We start from the raw sequence: 21186 nt of genomic DNA, 5'->3' as shown, positions 1-21186 counted from the left end.
AAAAATAGAATGGCGCGCTACATTAGCTACATAGTAGTGAAGATAATACCCAAAGGCATAATAAAGAATAAGCCACCGATATAAGCTGCGCCGTACATTTTCCGCTCTGCCGCTATCACTGATAATTGATAAGACAAATTGAGCGGAATATTGCGCAATAAAGGCAGCCCGTAAATAAGCGTAACGCCCAGAACGTTATAAATCAGGTGCACAAGCGCTATTTGTAGTGCAAATCCACTATTAACCCCCACTACACCCAACGCTGCGATAAGCGCAGTGATACATGTGCCTATATTTGCGCCCAATGTGAACGGATAGATATCCTTAGCTTTTAAAATTCCACTGCCAACCAAAGGAACCATGAGCGATGTGGTGGTTGACGAGGATTGCACTAGCACTGTCATCACAGCACCCGACGTTATTCCAGAGAGTGGCCCTTTTCCTATGCTGGTATGCAATAACGCCTTTGCCTTGCCTACCATAAGTGATTTCATAATTTTACCCATGTAGGTAATTGAAAACATAATAAGGCCGATACCAAGAATTATTTTCGCTACGCCCGGATAAATAGAAGGTAAAAAGGAGAATGCTTGTGTAACTATGTCTGTTACCGGTTGCGTCATCGCTTTAATAGGATTAACACCAGACACACCGATGGCTTCACCTGTATGGATAAGCGCAACCAATTGGGCACTTAAGAACTCCAAAATACCAAACGCCATTTCAAGAGGTAAGAAAATTAGTACCGACAGTACATTGAAGAAGTCATGAATAGTGGCCGCATTGAAGGCTCGTTGAAACTCATCTTTTTTTGCAACATGACCAAGGCTCACCAAGGTATTGGTAATACTGGTCCCAATGTTGGCACCCATCATCATGGGTATAGCGATAGTTATGGGTAAACCACCCGCTACCATTCCGACAATAATAGAGGTAACCGTACTTGAAGACTGAATAAGTGCGGTACACACCATACCAATAATCAATCCCATGACAGGATTAGAAGCAAAACTAAAAAGAGATTTCGCGTGGTCGCCAGTAGCAAATTTGAATCCGCTGCCAATCATGCTGACAGCTAATAACATCACATAGACTAACAAGGCTAAAAGAAGCCACTTACGCCAGTTATGTGCTTTTTCTAGCACGCTGTTCTGGGCTAGTTGAGGGTCAATCATTGACATAATACGCACAACTTCATACTTGAAAAACTCATAATATGACGTGCGTATTACACAAAAATGACGGGGAGTGAAGTGCTACCCCGCCATTCTTAGGAAGAAAATAAATTCGCTTAGAAGCCTAAAGGATACTGCCTTAGTACACTGTGAATGTCGTCCAATGTTTCCTTCGAAAGTGAAATATCAAACGCGTCTATATTTTCTTTAAGTTGAGGCACAGTGGTAGCACCAATAATTGTTGAGGTAACACCAGGCACTTGCTTACACCACGCCAAAGCGAGCTGCGAAGGTGTTATTCCTGCGTTTTCTGCAATCTTCATATATTCTGCTGTAGCTGCCTGCGCTGGCGCTTTATCTCTAAATAACCCCATACGCTGAGCTAGTGTCCAACGACTACCTTCCGGTCTGGCTCCATCCTGATACTTACCACTTAACATACCCGTTGCTAACGGCGACCACGGAAGGTAAGCAATGTTCTCTAGTTCACACATTTCAATTAAATAAGGCCAGTCTTTCGCATGAAGTAAACTGAACTCATTTTGGATAGAAACTGGAAGCGGCATATCCAGCTCTTTGCAAAGTGTAAGAAAGGCGTGAATGCCCCAAGGCGTGTCATCTGACAGCCCCCAGTGTCTAATTTTCCCTTCATCCAGCGCGCGCTTAATGCCTAAAAGGATATCACGCATACCATCCAGTTCTTTTTCTCGATTGGTTTTGGTTGGATCAGCACCATCCGGCCAATGCTTACCGAAATGAGGTGTAACTCTATTCGGCCAATGAAGCTGGTAAACGTCGATATAATCGGTTTTTAAGCGCTCTAATGAATAGGTGAGTGCGTTTGCGATAGCGTCAGCTGTAATGGGCCCTGCGTTGCGAATGTACTTCAAACCGCTGCCAGCAATTTTAGTCATTAAAACAATGTCAGAGCGCTTTGATTCGTTCCGCGAAATCCAATTACCGATAATGCGCTCTGTATCGCCATAGGTATCTACATTTGGGGGAACAGGATACATTTCGGCCGTATCGACAAAGTTCACGCCTTTATCCAGGGCAAACGCCATTTGCTCGTCTGCATCTTGCTGGGTGTTTTGAATGCCCCATGTCATTGTGCCCAAACACACATCCGACACCTGTAAGTCGCTATTTCCTAAGCGGTTAAACTTCATTTTTGCTTCTACCTTGCTTGGCTTATACCTTATTGATGCAATAATGAGTCGACCGCTTAAGAAATAAAAGTGCCCTCTGTGGTTATGAGGCTTTCTTAGTGGCCAACTCGGCTTCTACACTTGCTAGCCGCGCCTCAATATCTCTTTTGGACTCGACCATTTCATTCGCCAATTCTGCGAGTGATTTTAACTCTGCAAACCCTAACTTTCTCGTATCAATCATTTGATACTGACGCTTACAGCGATAAAAGAAAGTAAGAAAGTTAACAAAAGCGCGGTGAAATGTCGCAAAACTCTTGATCAATACCAGAATTAACACGATAGACGTGAGCGCAGCAATACTTAGACTGTAAATACGCACTTGGCCTTCTTGTTGTTCAATCATAGGTTTCAATGCGGTATCGACACCCTTTAGCTGTGTCTCCACATTATGTGCGCTTTGTCTGAACTCTCCGCGAAGGCCTTCATTGTGAGTTACACCAAACGTTGTGAACGCATCAACTAATTGCAACAGCGCTTCTCTATATTGTATCAATGACTCATCAAGCGCAGAACTATTGCGGTAATCAGCAACTAAACGCTCAGTCATTTCGTTCATCAACTTCGCATAATACCCTTCTTGGGTTATTTGATAATTTCGCGTGGCGAGTTGAATATTGGTTAACAACTCTCTTGATAATGGGTTTTGAGAAAGTGCCCCTTCGTTGAGTACCTTTTCTAGCTCGGAAATACGCCCTCTCAGCCCGTCATTTTGCGTGAGCCCAATTCGCTCTTGAAGCGAGACAACTTGTTGGAATACCCCACTGTAGGCCTCCATTGAGGCAGACAGGCTTTCGACATCGGCCACAGGAAGACGGTATTCATTGAACATGGGGACAAGGGTAGTAAGTCGCCCCTTGAACGAATACGACTGCTGAAGAAACTTGTCAAAGTAATCGGTGTCGTGGCGAAGTAAAAAATCCTTTTCGTGTCGTCTCATCTGAAGCAAATCTTGCCCCATTCTCAGTAGCGCATCTCGCTGCTGATTTAAGCCAATTAAACGCTGAGTGAAATAATGCTGACTTATCACCAGCATAGCCATTCCAATCACACAGATAAGGGTCATTAAAACCAATCGAGACTTAATTGAATCAAACTTCATGACAAACTCCTCTTGGGAGAAAACAGAGCGAACAAGACATAAATAAAAACTAATAAATGTTTAAATTTCGCCAACATACGTCATTACTATAGGTGCTTAACGTGACATTTTTTATTAAACCTTTGTAGCAATTTTGCACATTATTACATCAAAAAAAGTCACACATTTAGGGTGAAACCCCTATGTTCGAACAAAATTCAAACGGCCACTATTAGTGCGTACTTTGCTGCGATGACGTTAATCCAAAAACGCCGCGTTTTAATTAAGTACATGGCACGAATGCCATGCGCTTCAGCAACATAAACGCGTTCGGTAATGCTAACGACACAACAAGTCAAACGATTGTCTTAAGCATCTATGAAAAAGCGCAGCCTCAAGAATTTGGAGAAGAATATGAAGAAGTTCGCCCTATCTACGTTAGCTGCAGCTATGCTAGCAAGCCCGTCAGCCCACACACTTGCCGATGCCTACATTGGCTCACAAATGGCAGAGAAACTTGTGTCGCTCTCCCCTGCTGAATCGCTGATGGCTGTTGTTACGTACGATCAAATGTCACCACTTGCCGAGTCACAAATTACGCAACTATTAAACTTGGGTATTACAGAAGGCGTGCAATTTAAGAACCTTCCAATTATTGGTGTGGTGGCAACGAAGGCGCAAATTGAGGCTATTGCTCAATTCGACGGTGTACGCTCAGTTTTTGCGAACCGTGAAATGAAGCTATACAACGCTGATGCACGTGAGATCACAGGCGTTGCTGATTTGCAGGGCGAAGGATTTGCTTCAAGAAACAACGTTGAGTTCACTGGTAAAGGCTCAACTATTTTAGTGATTGATTCGGGTATTGACGCTTCTCACCAAGACCACTTCTTTGGCGATACTGTGGTTGATAACGTGCAAGCAATATTGAATCCGGGTGCGCTTTCTATCGTTGGCGTAACGGGTCCAACACTATCAAACCAAGTGAATACCGACCTAAACTCAGGACACGGCACACACGTTGCCGGTACTATCGCGGGTAGCGGTGTAATGTCTGATGGCAAGCACCGTGGAGCAGCCCCAGATGCTGACATCATTGGCTATGGTTCAGGCGCAGCAGTGCTGCTTTTAGATACTATCGGCGGCTTCGACTACGCAATTAGCAAGCAATACACCTTCGACAACCCTATCAAAGTTATCAGCAACTCGTGGGGTTCTAGCGGCAAGTACGAACCACTCGGCCCTGTTTCGTTGGCAAGTTACAAAGCACATAACATGGGAATGATTAGTGTATTCGCAGCAGGTAACGATGGCCCTGGTGAAGACTCGCATAACCCATATGCACAAATTCCTTGGGGTATCTCTGTAGGTGCGGGTGACAAGTTCGGAAAACTCGCTGGCTTTTCATCTCGCGGATTAAAAGGCGAGACTGGCGACTTTACTATGCCTGACGGCACGCAATGGACATATAACAACGAAGTCTCTGTTGTCGCTCCAGGTGTGGACATTATCTCTACTCGCGCCGTACTGAACGCCGCCGCGAATGGTGGAGACGCAGACATAGATGCAATTGAACCTCAGAACCTTCCTTTCTACACCATGATTTCTGGCACATCTATGGCGACACCGCATGTTTCAGGCATTATCGCATTGATGCTGGAAGCGAACCCGAATCTTGATAACGCGACCATTAAGCGCTTGCTGCAAGAGACAGCCACTAACATGCCTGGTTATGAGCGCTGGGAAGTCGGAGCGGGTTACGTTAATGCACGTTCAGCAGTTGCTGCTGCCCTACTTGAAGATATGGACCATAAAGTCACGGTTAATAACTTAGATGGTAAAAGCTTTAAGGCAAATGCACTTGTAACCACCAGCGATCGAGTAGAAAACTTCGATGTTTTTTATTCACCGGTAGGAGAGCCTGAAGTTATTCCTTTTGAAGTAGGTTCAGAAGAGGTACTTATTAAAGCGTCTGCCGATAGTTTTGCAAACTTAACCAAGCTTGTTCTTGTAGCCCCTGACGGCACTGAATATCGCGGTAACTTAACTACGCCAGTACTTTCTACCACCATGCGTGTTGCTGCACCAGCCATGCCTGGTACGTGGGGCGTATATGTTTATGGTTTAACATCACTCTCTGGTGTAGAAGCTGACCCATTAGGTTTAACTAACGGCCCAGGTTTACCTGAAACATTTAACGTAACAGTGTCGTTCGAAAATAGCGGCGGCTTTGAAGGTATGGACGACGTAGAAGGTCACCCTCAACAAAACGCCATAGAGTTTGCGGTAAGTGAGCGCTTAATGGACGCCATCAATAGTCGAGGCTTCTCACCTGATGCGCGCCTTAAACGCAAGGACTTTGCGCGCTATGCGGTAATGGGTGGAGCCGTTAGACAGTACCGTGACCTTTTGAATGAAGAACGTCCTAATATTGGTTCAGTACCTGGTTTTGACAAAGCGTTCGTTGAATCAGTAATGGTTAAAGGTGGCGCACTTAAAGATAAGCTTCGTACACAGTCTCCTGTACTTCGCAGCGAAAATGGTAGTGCTGACCCGTTCGCTAGTGTTACTAAGCTAGATATCGCTTACTCACTGGTACAGATGCTTGGCTTGGAAGAAGCAGCACTTAGTTTTGACCCTAACGCCGACATCGTTGTTGACTATAACGGTGAGCAAATTGTGCTAGAAGATCAAGACAGTATTCCGGCTGATATGAAAGGCTACGTTCAGTTAGCACTTACCTTGTCGTTGATTAACGCAGAGTTTGGTGTAGAGCAAAGTCCATTCAGCATCACGCCTAGAATCACTGCGAGCTTCGCGCCAGATACGGTTATAACCAGAGCGCATTACGCTGTATTGGCTTCGCGCTTCTTTGCTCAGTATTTCGAATAAAATCGCAAACCACTGAAAACGGTGCCATTATATTAATTGATAATGGCACCATTTTAGGTTAAATTTTAACCAATACTGAAAGAGGTCATCCTATGATGTTTACTGCGATGAAATTCAGACAACTTACTACCGTTGTTGCCACCACAGCTCTACTTTTGTTTTCCACTGCACAAGCACAGGTAGTCACGCCTGCAACTCTCACTGTCGACGACAATAAGATTCAGGCCAAACTGACGCTAAGCAGCTTAATTGAAGTAGATTTAACTGTAGAGTTCGAAAACAGTATTGGCCTTAATGCTAACAACATTGACATTACCGCTGAGCTGCTTGATCCCACAGATTTGACCATTACAGACCGCCTGCCCTCAGCATTAACAAGCGCTGTTTCGGGTTTTCCGGTTCTTGTATCAATCTCTCCGAAAGCTGACGCCGGTTTTGGATTTGAAGGTTTAGCGATGGTTGAGCTTTACACTAAAGCTATTCACTACACGCCAACCATTCCATGGCGCTTGTTTACGTCTCACGACGGTGGCGAGTTTGAAGACATAACAACGTTAACGTCATCAGGCAGTTTTCGTGCACGCGGCAGCACAGGACAATTTTCAGATTTTATTATCTTATTAGATAATCGCCCATCAGGTTCTGTTATCAATGACAAAGTTGCTTCTTTAAGCACGATCGTAAATGGCAATCGCAATAAAATTGCTGCGCTATTAGAGGCAGCCATAGACAGCGGAATAAACGATGTCCAATCGGCATTGGCGGTAAACGATGACGATGCGGCACTGGCTGCTGTAGATAGCCTTATATCGCTTATTGATAATGCGTCTGGCAATGAAATTGCAGATGTATGGCGCTCAAGTGGTGACGTTGTGAACGTGAAAGGTTTACTACTTACTCAGCTACAAACATTACGCTTTAGCTTAAGAACATTGTAAATCAAGCTAGAGACTGAAACGTTTAATTGCGTCGAAACCAGAGCAATTAAACCGGCGTTTGGCGTCACTGATAAGCAAGAAACTCTCTTATTTGTGTAATTTTATACAAACAGATGGGAGGAGATGGCACCAGTGACGCGACGAGGAATATGCCATGCCGTTACAGATAGCCTTTACAGAAAATAACGGAAGCGTAAGTGAGCACTTGCTTTTTGAAGGTCGCGAGTATCAGGTCGGCCGCGCTGAAAGCGCGGACATCGTTATTCCCCATCCCCAAGTTTCTCGCTCTCATATTGTATTACGAGCAAACAAACAAGCTGACAACGATCACGTTTGGCAGCTAAATGACATGAGTTCTACAGGGTGCTTCAGTGCGGGAATTCAAATAAAGCACCTGACGCTAGACAAACCCCATGTATTACAGCTTGGTCCAGTACCCTGTGAATTTACTCCCCTTGCGTTCAATAATGTGGTCAAACTTGACAGCCAACGAGAGTGGAGAAAGCAACAACTAAAGCAGTACCAAACGCAGCTTCAACAGTGTAATAGCAGTACTGCTCTTATTAACCTTGCCAGAGAATGTTTAACCCAATCATTAGGGTGTGAACGGGCATCACTCATTTTGTTTGATAAGATAAATAACTATCAACTCGGGATAGGCTATGAAAGCTGGATGCAAGGTGAGGACTTTACCGGTAGCCGTACTATCATCAACCAGTGCATGCAAGCTAACGCTGTTCGTGCCATTGGCAATATTGTTTGCGACAAATCGTTAAACAAGCAGCATAGTATAATCAGTCACGGCATTCAGGCTGCCATCTGTGTACCTGTTTGTATTGATGAAAAGCCCGTTGGCGTATTGTACGCAGACTCGACGCTGGGACGCCGTTACTTTACCCAAACGGACATAGATTTTGCCACCTCTTTAGCGAATATGATTTCGATGCGTTTGTTATTCCACACAATTGAGCATAAACTTTCACTTATAAGCTAAAATAAAAATAACAATTTAGTGACGCAATTCGTCTATTCGATTGCGTCGCTGTAGTGGTTAGTGAAGTGTGGAGAAGGCTTTGAACAGGCCCGATGTATTCTCGTCGCAAAACAATTCTCTTAAAACTGAGGCGCTAGCTTTAGGGACTTCTATTGCGCCAAATTCCCGTCTAGCTAACCGGTTTCGAATTGTTGAACAACTTGGCTCAGGTGCTCAGGCCACCGTTTTCAGCGCCATCGATGAATTACTTGATGTGAAAGTTGCACTTAAGGTCATTGAGGGTGGCGCCAGCGACCCGGTTAAAATGCAAACCATCCGCAATGAAGTCAACATTGCTAGGCAACTACAGCATCCTAATATCATCCGTGTTCATGACGTTTTCTCTGATGGAGATACCGCCTTTTTTACAATGGCGTTTATTGAAGGCGATCCTCTGTATACACGCATTCAACAACCTATCAGCAAAGCCGATTTCGACAAGTGGCAGCAACAGCTCGTTGAGGCACTGTTGGCCTGTAAATCGATAGGCATTAAACATGGCGATATAAAGCCAGACAATATCCTTCTTGATCACAATGAAGACATTAAACTGATCGACTTTGGAATTGGGCAGAGCGCTGCATCTGGCGTTCAAACGAGCGGACACCAACGCTATACCGCTCCTGAAGTCATCCAGACTGGGAAAGCGAGCGAACACTCTGACACCTACAGCTTAGGAAGAGTGTTAGAAGATATGCTGGGCTGTGTACAAAAGGAAGGACTGGGCTTTTCTCAATACCTGTGGACGAAAAAACGCAAAGCTTGTATTGATCAATTAACACACCATTTGCCAGCGAAGAGACTCTCTTTGGAGCAAGCGCTTAACATTAGCTCATCAGGCGATAACGGCAGTGCTAATGTAACTTACAAAACCCTTGTCACCTTTTCCGCCATTGCCATATTGGTACTTGTGATTAGCGCCAGCATTTTTTCTTACTCTTGGTATCAAAAAACGCAACCCAGACTGCCCTCTGATACTCCTATTCAGCTACTCGTACTCAATGACCCTCAATATCCACTTTTAGATACGATAAACACGTTACTGCGCTATCCCCTGTCTACTCATCCTCACATTGTTTTAGATGATAAAGCGCAAACCCAAACATTGATGTCAAACTTAGCGTTATCCCCATTTAATAACGACAATGACAGAGTAGACTTAGCGGCTTCCACGTCGGTAAACAGCGTATTATTACTTGATGCTACGCCTACCAGTAGCGATAGTTACTTACTTCACGCCAGCGTACTTAGTATGCCCGCTAACAAACCTATTTTTACCGTGTCGCATAATGTAAATGCAAACACCCTGTCAGATGATTTAAGTGTATTTGCTAACAAGCTCATTCAATCGTTATTTGACGCCATCGAAACGCAATCGCCCCAACCACTTCCTGACTTACGCTACCTTGATGCCTTGGATACCGCTTGGCAAAAAGGAGAAGCGTTAAATAGCGCAGACACCGTTGAGGCGATTATAGCAACCACACCGGACTATCCGGGTGGATGGGTGGCAAAGGCTCGAAACGATTTAAATACGGGCGACTATGACGGTGCCAGGCAAGCGGTAGAAACTTTATTCCAACTCTCTGACTTGGCAGTGTATTGGCGTTTACAGGGCGAGCTATTAAGAGCAGAGCTAAACGAAGATCTGTCTCTTGCTCAACAATCAATAGATGCGCTTGTTTCTCAGTTCCCTGACAGACCAGACTTGCTGTCGATGCGTGCAGACATATATCAGTGGGCTGGCGAAGATGCCAAAGCAATGTCCGACTATAAAGCTGCTTTAGTCCTTCGCCCCAATAATGGACAACTTTGGTTTGAACTTGCTCGTCTGCAAATTATTAATGGGGACATTGAAACTGCCACCAGCGACTCATTAACTCGAGCACTCGTAGCGTTTCGTCAAGCAAAAGATCCCCGAGGCGAGAGTTTAGTACTTAACGCTTTTGGTATTGCTTACCTACGTACAGCTGACAATGCGGCTGCAGCGCAGTATTTTAAAGACGCACTGGCATTGCGTGATGCAAAAACGCAGCCCTCTCAGCGGGCTAAAACCTTAGCCAACCTCGCCATTGCCACATCTCTTACGGGCGACTATGCCACTGCAGAGGCGTCATTAGAAGAAGCGGTAAAACTACTCCACGATTTAGGTGACTTGGCACAAGAAGCCCATGTAAACGATACACTAGGTTTTATGTTTGAAGAGCGAGGCCAGTTCGCAAGAGCGTTAGAGTACTACAAACGCGGTCTTGATATTCGTGTGCAAACCGATGACAAGGTGCTTCAGCCGCAAAGTATGAGCAATGTGGCCTATATGCATTTTCTAATTGGAGATATCTCTCTTGCTGAGATTTACTGGCAGCAGGCGAAAATGCTATTTGAAAGAAATGGGGACGAGTCTCACTTACTTCGAACCCATCAAAATCTTGCACAGTTGAGTTTGGTAAAAGGGGACAAGAATACCGCCACCAATTATTTAACCACTGTCGAGCAACGACTCGGTACACAGCACAATCAAGAAAAGCTTTATAACCACCTGCTATTCAGCTACTTAAACTTTGCAAACGGAAATTTGACTGAAGCCACGCAGCACGCCGCTGACGCAAGGCGCTTAGCTCAGGCTTCTGAAGATGTCAGAGCCCAAACCGAGGTATTACTATGGCAGGGAGAGATGTGTTTACTTACCGCAAACTGGTTATGCCTAGAAAACAGTCTTGAAACCGTGACGCCTACCATTAGCGAAGAGCGCCACGAGCAATTTGCCGTTTATCAATGGTTAACATTGGGATTGAAGCATCATAAAGGCACACTAAATAACGAACGAGACGAGATCTACACTACACTTGTCGATAACACCAACGTGCCGGTCATCACTGAAATTAAAATTCTGCTCGACATACAGCAGCGACTTTCTTTGAATGAAAATAGCAGCGCCATGGAGAAGCTTAGCTCGCTCATTAAACCAACCTACTACCAGCCTTACCTGCAGTGGCTATACGTAAAGGCGTCACTAGGTGATGAAGAGTCCATCGAAAAGTTAAAGCAAAAATTAGCGTTATATCCTAACTACTGGCGTAACCACCTTTACTATCGCGCCATTCCAGGTAAAGAAGACACGGTGGATGACTTAACATCCAAATGGCTATCTCAATTACCTGAGCAACAGGTTGGAGAATACAGGAACGCCTATTTTGACTGACTTGGCCACCGAGATAGAGAACATTAAAGCGTTACAGGCGACACTTCAGGCTCGATTAGATGCCGATCAAGAGGTTTTGCAACAGCTCGCAAAACGATTGTGGGCTCAACAAGAATCAGAAAAAGCGAAGCTTTCTCGTGAATTACATGATGGGATTGGTCAGCTGCTCACAGGGCTGACACGAAGACTGCAAGCATTATCAACCTCTTCGCCTGAGCTTGAAGCACTACACGGCATCGCTGAAATGGCGTTAAATGATGTCAGACAATTATCGCGGCTAATGAGCCCAACAATCCTTGATGACTTAGGTCTTAAACCAGCACTTAACTGGCTTTGTAGAAATTTGCTTAGTGGTGAAGATATTGAATATCACACCGAGATTACCATACCACCTGATCTGCCCAAAGATATAAGCACATTATTATTTAGAATTGCGCAAGAAACGCTGGTTAATGCTATAAAACACAGTGAGGCCACCAACCTTACTTTATCAATTTCTTACCATCATCACGTTATTCGTTTGGATATTCTTGATAATGGTGTAGGGTTTGATAGTAAAGCCATAGAGCCCGGCATTGGCCTTTCTAGTATTCGCGACAGAGCAGAAGCGTTCAATGCGACACTGGAAATAGACTCTGCAGTAGGGCAAGGCACCAGAACAACAGTAACGGTACCCGTATGACAATTCGTGTAGTGCTTGCCGATGACCATGTGCTTATGCGTCAAGGCGTGTCTCAAATGCTAAATGCCAACCCAGATATCAGCGTAGTGGGAGAATGCGACGATGGTGTCGCGCTAATCGCTGCTGTGTTAAAGCTCTCGCCAGATGTTATTTTAATGGACATTTCGATGCCACGTATGAGTGGTCTGGTCGCTATTGATAAAATTCTATCTCAGCGCAGTGACGCGAAAATTCTTGTGCTGTCTATGCACAACGAAGTGGAATACATTGAAGCCATGCGCGACGCAGGCGCTAAAGGCTACATATTAAAAGAATCTTCCGGTGAAAGCTTGGTTGAAGCCATCAAGAAAGTGGCCGCAAACAAAACCTGTTTTCCCGATGAACTAACCCAGTCATCTAGCGATCAATGCCAAAAGCACGTATCGCCGCTAAGCGTATTAACTAGAAGAGAGCGAGAAGTTTTTTTCTTAGTTGCTGCAGGCAACACCAGTAAGAAGATTGCTGAGCTATTAGATATGAGCCTTAAAACTGCAGAAAATCACCGCAGTAATATTTATAAGAAGCTTAATTTAAGCAGTTCGGCAGAACTTATCAGAATGGCAGGAAAAGCAGGTTTGTTAGAATAGTTGGGATTTATTCTCAGCGTAGAACTCTTTTCCATTCCCCCTCTTTCCATATTCCATTTTCAGCGAATGCTGGTTGCGGTAATTAAAGCCCTAAACAAAAAAGAGGGGCCTTACTTCAGCCACCCCTCTCTAAAAAGTGTGTGAGGGCCGGTTGTGGCATTCAAAACCCTCAGCAGCAGGGATGCTGCTGTGGAGCGCCCATGGATGGGTTTACCGCGTGTTTTGAATGTTACAACCGGCCCTCGCCTCAAAGGACTAAAGTTCTGTGTATTGCGTTAGGATAAACGCGGCTTCGCCTCTTGATACCCCATTTTGTGGATTAAAGAAGGCTTTAAGCGTAGGCTGTAGGTCAAATGGGCCTTGCTCTACTTTTACTTCTACCTGCATTAGCCCTGCAGCCAGTGCTTGTTGAACATAGCCGCGATACTCAGGAGCAATCGCATCGGTGTCTTCAACTTCCACCGCTTCACCAAGAACAATTGCGATAACCTTCTGAGAGTCAAAGTTTTGCGCTGCATCTTCAAGACCCAACGCTTGAACCATTGAGTACGCCATTTCTTCTTTGCTCACCTGCATGTTGCTACCAAAGAAGTCACCATCAGCTTGCATTACGGGCTGCGTATTCATCTCTAAATCTCCCAACACCGCACCTGTCGCTGTGGCAGAGTTTACCGCTGCAGCATTTTCTGCACTCACATCGGTGTAGTTAACTGTGTTACCGTCGTTGGTTTGACGAAGGTTCGCACTAAGCGCTAGCGTATCAGCAAGCTCTACTCGAGTTAGTGGTGCGTCTGGCGCAAACCCACTTTCTTTTGCATCCATTAGCTCATTTGCTACTACGTATTCAATGAATGGTTTAGCTGGGTGACCTACTGCATCATCAATACCGGTATAGCCTGATGTGACTAACAAGCGAATATTCACATCGTTAGTGCCAGGGATACCCACACCGTTTGTAACACCTAGTGGGTCAACTGACACACCACTAATGCTGCCAATACCGCGGCTATATAGTTTCCATGTACCCGGCATACCCGGCGCAGCTGTGCCAACAGAAGAACCTAGAACAGGTAGGCCGATACCAGAGCCATAACGGTTGCCTGCCGGGTCTTCTAGTACGAACGCTGTTGCCGTTTCAATTGACGCGCTCGCCACCACCATAGATACGTCAGACGTTACTTCAAACTCTTCTACAGGTGACTCACCAACGGGTAGGTAAGTCGTAGGTAGCGTAAAGCTATCGCCTTCAGCAACATTAGCAAATGCGTTAAATTCGCGATTTTTCTTCACGGTATCGCCAAATACTTCTTCACCGTCAAGCACTGCAGTTACCGCAGCATAAGCGTTAACATAACCAGCGCCCACTTCCCACTCGTCCATACCAGCCATTGGTGTTGCGGTTTCCTGAAGAATACGCTTCACATCTTCCCACTGAAGGTTTGGATTCGCTTCTAGCATTAATGCAACAATACCTGACACGTGCGGCGCAGCCATTGAAGTACCGCTAGATACGGTATAAAACGGTAGGTGTTGCGGTTCAATCATTTCCGCGTCGTCAGCTGCGCTCAAACCGCCTAGGCTAGACAGTGATGCGCGAGCAGAAATAACGTCTACTCCTGGCGCCGTTACGGTAGGACGGTCTTCCCATGTGAACACTTCACCATCGACAACCGCTTGTCCGCCTTTTCCATCGACACCGCGAGAACTAAAGTCAGCTAGCTCCCCTTGCTTGTTGCCCGCAGCCACTGTAATTACCCAAGGTGCTTTTTTGAAGTTACCGGTAATTGTCGATTCGCCTGGGCCTGAGTTACCTGCCGAGAACACGGTAATAATACCGTTGTCTGCCAGTGCTTTAGTCACAACGTTTGTTGGATCATCTGGATTAAATTCTGTACCTACATCGCCAGTGTTACCGAACGAGTTAGAAATAACACGAATGTTATAATCGAACTGGTGTGTTAACGCGTAGTCGAAGCCACCGATCGTATCTAAAATAAATAGACCTGCGCCCGAGCCATAACCAATGATGTCTGCACCGGGTGCTACACCTGCATGCAAGCCACCGCTCTTGGCGCCATTACCGCCTACTGTGCCTGCCACATGCGTTCCGTGACCGCCTAAAATATCGGTGTTAGATACGTTTTCTTGATATGTAATCGGTAAAATGCCGCTGTAGCTGTTTAAGTTTACTTGCGCTAGGACGTTTTGAACTACGTGATCAGGGAATGCTAAATCACCGTGCGTGCCGTCAACACCCGAGTCGTTTACTACTACACCAATGCCTTTACCTGATACCGGCATGCCATTTATGCGAATGTCACGGTCAGCCTGTAGTGCCTGTACACCCGTAATTTGGGTAGACTCATGGTTTTCTAGTTCTAGTGGATCGTTGTTCCACACTGACACCACGTCATCGCGTTGATAAAGCGCTTCAACTTGCTGTTTGTTGGCTAACACACCAACAATAGGCACGTTACGAAGGCTAACACCTCCAGTGATACCTAACGATTCAAGTGCTGTAATTTGTTCTGTTGTGGCAGGTCCCTTACCTTCAAATGTAACAATAACTTGTTGTAGTTCTAGTGGCGAAGCCGCAAGCGCATCCGCCAATGTTTTATCGAAAGTTTTTGCATTCACCATGCTCGCTGGTAGGGCACAAGCAATAGCTACTGATAATACTGTTTTGTTATTAAGGAACTTCATAATACACCTCTCTTTGAGTACCCCTTGAGTATTTAACAACCAAAGAAGCAAAACTATGGGGAGTTCCCCCTATTCGATGTAATTTATAAAAGCGTTGAAAAAGCAGAAACTTAAAAAGAAAAAAGCCCTCACAAAAGGAGGGCTAAAAACACCAACTATCGAGAAACATAGATATGTTGGAGGGAACGAACGAGGTACCAGAAACACAATAACTTAAAAAGGATTACTGTTTGCGCTTTCTCATTGAAGTAAACGCAAACAGAATTAGCATCGCAGTGGCAAAAGAAGCAGGTTCACTCACTTGAGTTGAGCCATTATTAGATTCAACAGTTTTAACTACTTGAAACAAGCCACCCGCACAGCGGTCGCCACCGTCAAAGAAAACACAGGTGTCTGTTTCGCCTAGACCGGCTAAACCTGAGCTAATAGTGAATTCGTAGGGAACGCTTGAATCTTCAATGTAGAACTCAAATCCTTCACCGCTTTCATCACCAAACACACCATTATTTAAATCAACTACTGCAAATTCAGCGATGTCTTCTTCTAGAATGTTGTAAGAGACGTTATCGAACTTTAACTGAAAGAAAAACGATAGCCATGTATTCATATTGAACTGGGTTTCGTTTTCATCAAAGGTGATTTGCCCAATTAAGCTGGTTTGGTCAGCTTCGTCACCTAACACTAATCGTGTGAAATCATAGGTAATTACGCCAGCGAAAGAAGGCATAGAAAACAGAACGAACACAGCGGCAATTAATGACTTCATAGTAAACCCACTTCTAAATTCTTATGGGCTTAGTATTGAACTTAATGCATTGAATACAAATAGGGAGTTCCCCCTAGTTGTATTCAATGCTATCTAATATGACGTGGTTTAATTAGCGTTTTGTTCGCGTAGTACTTTTGCTAGTTCGTAATTACCTTGCGAAAGAGCGATGTCCGCTACCGAATTACCTGCTTTATCCATGTGAGCTGGGTTAGCCCCTTTATCGATAAGCGTATTGATAATTTCTTGTCTATCGAAAAGGCTTGCGAACATCAACGCCGTTTGGCCTTGCTCGTTTTCTTCATCTATATCGCAATCGGCAAAAACCAATTGCTTAGCTACACTGACGTGACCTTTAAATATGGCCCCCATAAGTGCGGTGTTTCCGCGGTTGTCTTCTTGACATGGGTTGGCATTAGCTTCGCTGATAAGAAAGTTCACGGTGTCGGTATGCCCATGGTACGCCGCAAGAATAAGTGCGGTGTAGCCTTTTTCATCGGCCACATTAACATCTAAACCGGCTTGATAAAACGCACTCAGCATGGCGCTATCACCTTCCCGCGCTGCATCAAAATAACGTGCTTTCAAGGTCTCCATATTAGGCCTAGTTGCACTTTGTTGAGTATCAGCTTGAGTGGTTGCGTCACTTACCGCACTAGTATAAAAACTGGTGAAGGTGGCAACGACGAACAGTGCTGCCGTAAGTGTTTGCTTTAAAAAAGACATTGTGCCCCCTTACTGGTAAATCTAAATTTGGTTACTACAAAACTGTTTTCAGTAAAGCTGTTACAGAAAGGTTGTTAAAGAAGAATTGTTTGAGAAAAATGGGAGTTACTCAACACTGTGATGTAACTCCCAACCCTATCGCTACTTAGCTTATTGCATTAGTGCGGTTAGGCTTTCAGCAACTTGCTTTGCTTTAGCGGCACGTGCAGCTTGCTGTTCCATTAAGTCTTTCGCCGTTTGACGAACTTTAGCCATTGGTGCTTTCGCTAATTTTGCTACACCTGCACCGTAGTCTTTATCTGCGTTGTACATATAAGCACTAATAATGACGCGGATTTCTTCTTCAGGTACCGATGCCAGTGCTCCACCTAAGTTATTAATCAGGTTTTGCTGGCCTTCTTTGGTTAGCTTTCTGAAAAACTCCCCTGCTTGTTTAAAGTTCTGCTCTTTGTAGAACGGAATTTGTTGCGTCATACCAGCAAGCGGTTTGCTTGAGTAACGGAACGCTGGATCTTCGTTAAGATCAAGACGTCGACTTGGCTGGTAGTTCACATCGCGATTAGTACTCGTTGTGCGTAGCTGACCATGCTGTTCGTGGTTATTAATAACCGCGTTTTTAGGCGCATTAACCGGAATGCGGTACGCGTTTACACCTAGGCGATAGCGCTGTGTATCAGCATACGAGAACAAACGACCTTGAAGCATTCTGTCTTCTGACGGCTCAATACCAGGAATTAAATTGCTTGGTGCAAATGCCGCTTGTTCAGTTTCTTCAAAGAAGTTATCTGGTACACGATTAAGCACTAGACGACCAATCTTTTTAGCCGGCACAAGCGATTCAGGCCAAATCTTAGTGGTATCAAGTGGGTTAAACTCAAAATCATCCAATTGCTCTGGCTCCAGCTCTTGTAAATAAAGATCCCAAGACGCTGTTTCACCTTTTTCACCAATTCGCGTGTAGATGTCGGTAGTATGCGGCTGCATATCCATTCCCTGCACTTTCATGGCTTCTTCATTGGTAAAGTTCTTTATTGGCTGGTTCGACTTCCATGTGAACTTCACGTACTTGTAATTACCTCCGTCATCAACAAACTTGAAAGCATGTACACCTGAACCATCCATATTTAGATAGCTTGCCGGTGTGCCGTAGTCAGAGAAAAGCATAGTTAACGTATGCGTTGACTCTGGTACGTGCGAGAAGAAATCAAAAATGCGCTTAGGCTCTTGCTTGTTCGTTACCGGCGATGGTTTAAATGCATGCACCATATCTGGGAACTTGATTGCATCGCGAATAAAGAAAACCGGGAAGTTGTTACCGACGAGATCCCAGTTACCTTGTTCGGTGTAAAACTTCACCGCAAAGCCACGCGGGTCACGCAGCGTCTCAGGTGACAGATGACCATGTACTACCGATGAAAAACGAACAAAAACGTCGGTCTTTTTACCCGCTGATTGAAACGGCGCAGCCAGTGTTTCATCTGAAAGGTCGACCAGGTTTTCATAATATCCGTAAACGCCTGTACCACGTGCGTGAACAACGCGCTCAGGAATACGCTCGCGGTCAAATGCCGCTAGCTTTTCAATAAGGTGCGAATCTTGTAGTAAAACCGGTCCCCATGGGCCTGCTGTTTGCGAGTTTTGATTATCGCCTACGGGGGCACCATTTTGACGGGTTAGTGTATCGGCGCTTACGCCTAAGGTAAGCATACTGGCAGCTACGCCGCCTAGGACAAACTTAGTTAACGTTGATTTCATTGAGGTTCTCACAGCTGTACTCCCACATGAAGGTTGGTACGAGGTTTAGGGGCTTTGACTTCTACGCAAACTTGGTCGCCATAATAGTTATCAGCGTAATTGCATTGCGTTCGAATGGGTTGATTAGTTGTGGAGGAAACACGGTGGCTATTCGCCGTTGTTAGCTTTTTTAATAGTGCGCTCATTTGGCTCTCCTTCTTAAGTTGAGAGCATTATCATTAATTGAACAAAACTATTAAAACGGGTTAAAACGATTCAAATAATTAATTTATTTGATTGTAAAGATGCTAGCTAATTGAGAAAAGGTATGAAAGTAAGTAAATGACGCGTGACGAAAGAAAGGTTGATAGAAATTTGCAGTTCACACTTGGGGGATAACGGCGCCATTTTAAAGTAATGAGAATAAATGACGCCAGTTTTCTAGATAACCGTAATATCTGGTCTCCAACCTCTGATCTCTAACCTTCAAGCCATGGCCCGGTTATAGCTAAGGTCTTCGTTGGAGAGTAAATATTCACGAAAAGCGTATTGCCGTCGGGCGAGAAACACGCGCCGGCAAGTTCAGTTTGCGCATGGAGCTTTGCAAAGTTATACACTTCTCCATTTGGTGTAACACCGCGTAAATGATTATCAACAATGTCGGTATATTGGTCTTCGCACACCAATAGATGCCCGTTTGGACATACGGTTAGGTTATCGCCAAAATTATATAAGTTCTTGTCTTCACTTTCTAAAAATAGCTGAAGCTTGTCCTGTTTACCATCTGCAGAAGGAACAAGTTTCATCACCTGACCGAGCTGCTTTTGGCCACCATTAGTACAGCAAAAATAAAGCTCATTTTCACCCCAATGTATACCTTCACCGCGAGCGAATAAGGCAGCACCTTTCTCATATCCTCTAGCGCGTAAGTCATCGTTCGGGCTTTCTGGGTTGTCTAATGCTATCCACTCAACGTCGAACCACGTCGCCAATGGCATAGTTGTGGAACTCCAGTTACGTGTATCAAACTGAGGTTTATTTTTTACTACCAGGGCTTCTAATTGGCCGCCAGCTGCCAAGTTAGCGTACTCGTTAGGTACAAAGCGATATAGCAAGCTGTCACCCTGATCTTCAGTCAGGTAAACAATGCCTGTTTTGGGGTCAACACATGCCGCTTCATGGTTAAAGCGCCCCATTGCTTTAAGTGGTTTAGCTTCAATGAGTGAGTCAGCATTTGCAGGTACTTCAAATATGTAGCCGTGATCTTTGCTTACCACATCGCCGTTCGGGCCATGAGGTCGGTCTACGGACTCTTCACACGTTAGCCACGTGCCCCAAGGTGTAATGCCGCCCGAGCAGTTTCTTACCGTTCCAACAAGACTGATAAACTCTCGCTCTACCGTTTGGGTGGTAAGGTTATACACCATGGTTGTGGTGCCGCCTGGTAAAGCAACCCCACTATGATAGTTGTCGTAGGCCAACTCGCTGGTATACTTTTGAATAGACTGTGGCTGAGCACTTAAGTGTTTGGGGTGCAGTTCGTGGTTACGTATTAGCGCAACTTTGTCGCTAGTACCTTCTATAGGAAGACACCCCATGCCATCCGCTCTGTCAGGTACATGCATACCATCAGACATGTTATTTCCAAGGCTTGATATAACCTTATAGCTAAAGCCTTTAGGTAAATCGAGCAGCTTTTGAGGGTCGGCGATTAGTGCACCATAGCCTTCACTAATCGGCATAGACGCCAAATCCAACTTTTTACCAAAAGCACTGCTAGCTAGGCCACCAAATGCCAAAGAACCCACTAAAAACTGGCGTCGTGTAATCATGAAAATCTCGCAAAACTGATAAACAGAGCATAGTACCCTCTAATTGTTACAGTATCACAACAAAGGCGTTAAATTTCCACTTCTTCGCTTCGTGCTTATCTTATACCGATAGAAGGGAGTGAATGCTGAGCCTTTTTAATTCCGACAACGCATGGTGCGATTCAGGAACTCTTACATAAAAGCGGGGATGGGTTCGCGGCGTGTTACTTCTTCTCCCCCTCAAATGTTTTGATATGCTTCGAGAAGGGAGTGATTGTTGTGCCCTCTGAAACCCTACACCGCAGGGACGCGGTGTCGGAGCTCTTACTTAAAAACAAGGATGGGTTTACGGCGAGCTCCCTCCTCTCTCCAAAGCTTTCTGGTATACAGATTGCGGAGGGAGTGAAGCCCCATCAAAAACTCTCAGCAGCAGGGATGCTGCTGCGAAGCCGCCATGGATGGCTTTACGGCGTGTTTTTGATGGGGCTTCACTTCCGATTTTTCAAATCGCAGGCATAAAAAAAGCGCACCTAAGTGCGCTTTTTTTGGCTTGTGTTGCTAAGTCTAGATTAGTCTAGGATCTTAGATACAACACCAGCACCTACTGTACGA

Annotated in this window: 15 protein-coding genes; 6 read left to right on the top strand and 9 right to left on the bottom strand. The window is 45.0% G+C overall.

Going from position 1 to position 21186, the window contains the following annotated elements; all coding sequences use genetic code 11:
- Positions 1-26: 26 nt before the first annotated feature.
- From BZA03_RS17955 to BZA03_RS17945, 3 genes are all read right to left on the bottom strand, one after another.
- Positions 27-1181 carry a Na/Pi symporter gene (locus BZA03_RS17955; RefSeq protein ID WP_014977486.1) on the bottom strand — a complete coding sequence of 385 codons (1155 nt, stop codon included), beginning with the start codon at positions 1179-1181 and terminating at the stop codon, positions 27-29.
- A 110-nt stretch (positions 1182-1291) separates the two neighbouring features.
- Positions 1292-2344, bottom strand: a complete 1053-nt coding sequence (locus BZA03_RS17950) for an aldo/keto reductase (protein WP_014950828.1) — start codon at positions 2342-2344, stop codon at positions 1292-1294.
- Between the two features lie 82 nt (positions 2345-2426).
- The gene (locus BZA03_RS17945; protein WP_110289489.1) at positions 2427-3485 is read right to left on the bottom strand and encodes a chemotaxis protein; all 1059 of its coding nucleotides are present in this window, start codon (positions 3483-3485) and stop codon (positions 2427-2429) included.
- Between the two features lie 393 nt (positions 3486-3878).
- Between BZA03_RS17945 and BZA03_RS17940 the strand changes: the two genes are divergently transcribed.
- The 6 genes from BZA03_RS17940 to BZA03_RS17915 all read left to right on the top strand — a co-directional run bounded on the left by BZA03_RS17940 (position 3879) and on the right by BZA03_RS17915 (position 12834).
- A complete protein-coding gene (locus BZA03_RS17940) occupies positions 3879-6356 on the top strand; it encodes a S8 family serine peptidase (RefSeq protein ID WP_110289488.1) in 2478 nt (825 codons plus the stop codon).
- A 92-nt stretch (positions 6357-6448) separates the two neighbouring features.
- Positions 6449-7294, top strand: coding sequence for a DUF6689 family protein (locus BZA03_RS17935; protein ID WP_014977490.1), 846 nt, complete (start codon positions 6449-6451; stop codon positions 7292-7294).
- Between the two features lie 154 nt (positions 7295-7448).
- Entirely contained in the window at positions 7449-8288 is an 840-nt protein-coding gene (locus tag BZA03_RS17930) for a GAF domain-containing protein (RefSeq protein WP_110289487.1), read from the top strand.
- 79 nt (positions 8289-8367) lie between these two features.
- Positions 8368-11526 carry a serine/threonine-protein kinase gene (locus BZA03_RS17925; protein WP_110289486.1) on the top strand — a complete coding sequence of 1053 codons (3159 nt, stop codon included), beginning with the start codon at positions 8368-8370 and terminating at the stop codon, positions 11524-11526.
- The gene (locus BZA03_RS17920; protein ID WP_110289485.1) at positions 11519-12208 is read left to right on the top strand and encodes a sensor histidine kinase; all 690 of its coding nucleotides are present in this window, start codon (positions 11519-11521) and stop codon (positions 12206-12208) included. Before BZA03_RS17925 ends, BZA03_RS17920 begins: the two co-directional genes overlap by 8 nt.
- On the top strand, positions 12205-12834 hold the full coding sequence (locus BZA03_RS17915; protein WP_014977493.1) for a response regulator transcription factor: 630 nt from the start codon (positions 12205-12207) through the stop codon (positions 12832-12834). The genes BZA03_RS17920 and BZA03_RS17915 overlap by 4 nt, the downstream gene beginning before the upstream one ends.
- Before the next feature lie 255 nt (positions 12835-13089).
- Here BZA03_RS17915 and BZA03_RS17910 read toward each other — a convergent pair whose 3' ends face one another.
- The 6 genes from BZA03_RS17910 to BZA03_RS17890 all read right to left on the bottom strand — a co-directional run bounded on the left by BZA03_RS17910 (position 13090) and on the right by BZA03_RS17890 (position 20595).
- Entirely contained in the window at positions 13090-15537 is a 2448-nt protein-coding gene (locus BZA03_RS17910; RefSeq protein WP_110289484.1) for a S8 family serine peptidase, read from the bottom strand.
- A gap of 223 nt (positions 15538-15760) precedes the next feature.
- A complete protein-coding gene (locus BZA03_RS17905) occupies positions 15761-16303 on the bottom strand; it encodes a hypothetical protein (protein ID WP_014977495.1) in 543 nt (180 codons plus the stop codon).
- Positions 16304-16411: 108 nt separating this feature from the next.
- On the bottom strand, positions 16412-17029 hold the full coding sequence (locus BZA03_RS17900; protein WP_014950839.1) for an ankyrin repeat domain-containing protein: 618 nt from the start codon (positions 17027-17029) through the stop codon (positions 16412-16414).
- Positions 17030-17179: 150 nt separating this feature from the next.
- Complete coding sequence (locus tag BZA03_RS17895; RefSeq protein WP_110289561.1) at positions 17180-18736, bottom strand: catalase; 1557 nt, start codon at positions 18734-18736, stop codon at positions 17180-17182.
- Between the two features lie 56 nt (positions 18737-18792).
- Positions 18793-18969: a hypothetical protein gene (locus BZA03_RS20435; RefSeq protein WP_155279885.1), complete on the bottom strand. Its 177-nt coding sequence runs from the start codon at positions 18967-18969 to the stop codon at positions 18793-18795.
- A 273-nt stretch (positions 18970-19242) separates the two neighbouring features.
- Positions 19243-20595, bottom strand: coding sequence for an alkaline phosphatase PhoX (locus BZA03_RS17890; protein ID WP_110289483.1), 1353 nt, complete (start codon positions 20593-20595; stop codon positions 19243-19245).
- Between the last annotated feature and the right edge of the window lie 591 nt (positions 20596-21186).

Origin of the sequence: Alteromonas sp. I10, from assembly GCF_003201515.1 — a bacterium.
In the GTDB taxonomy this organism is placed as follows: domain Bacteria; phylum Pseudomonadota; class Gammaproteobacteria; order Enterobacterales; family Alteromonadaceae; genus Alteromonas; species Alteromonas macleodii.
The sequence above is the reverse complement of the archived record's forward strand: the minus strand, read 5'-3'. Positions and strand labels throughout refer to the sequence as shown.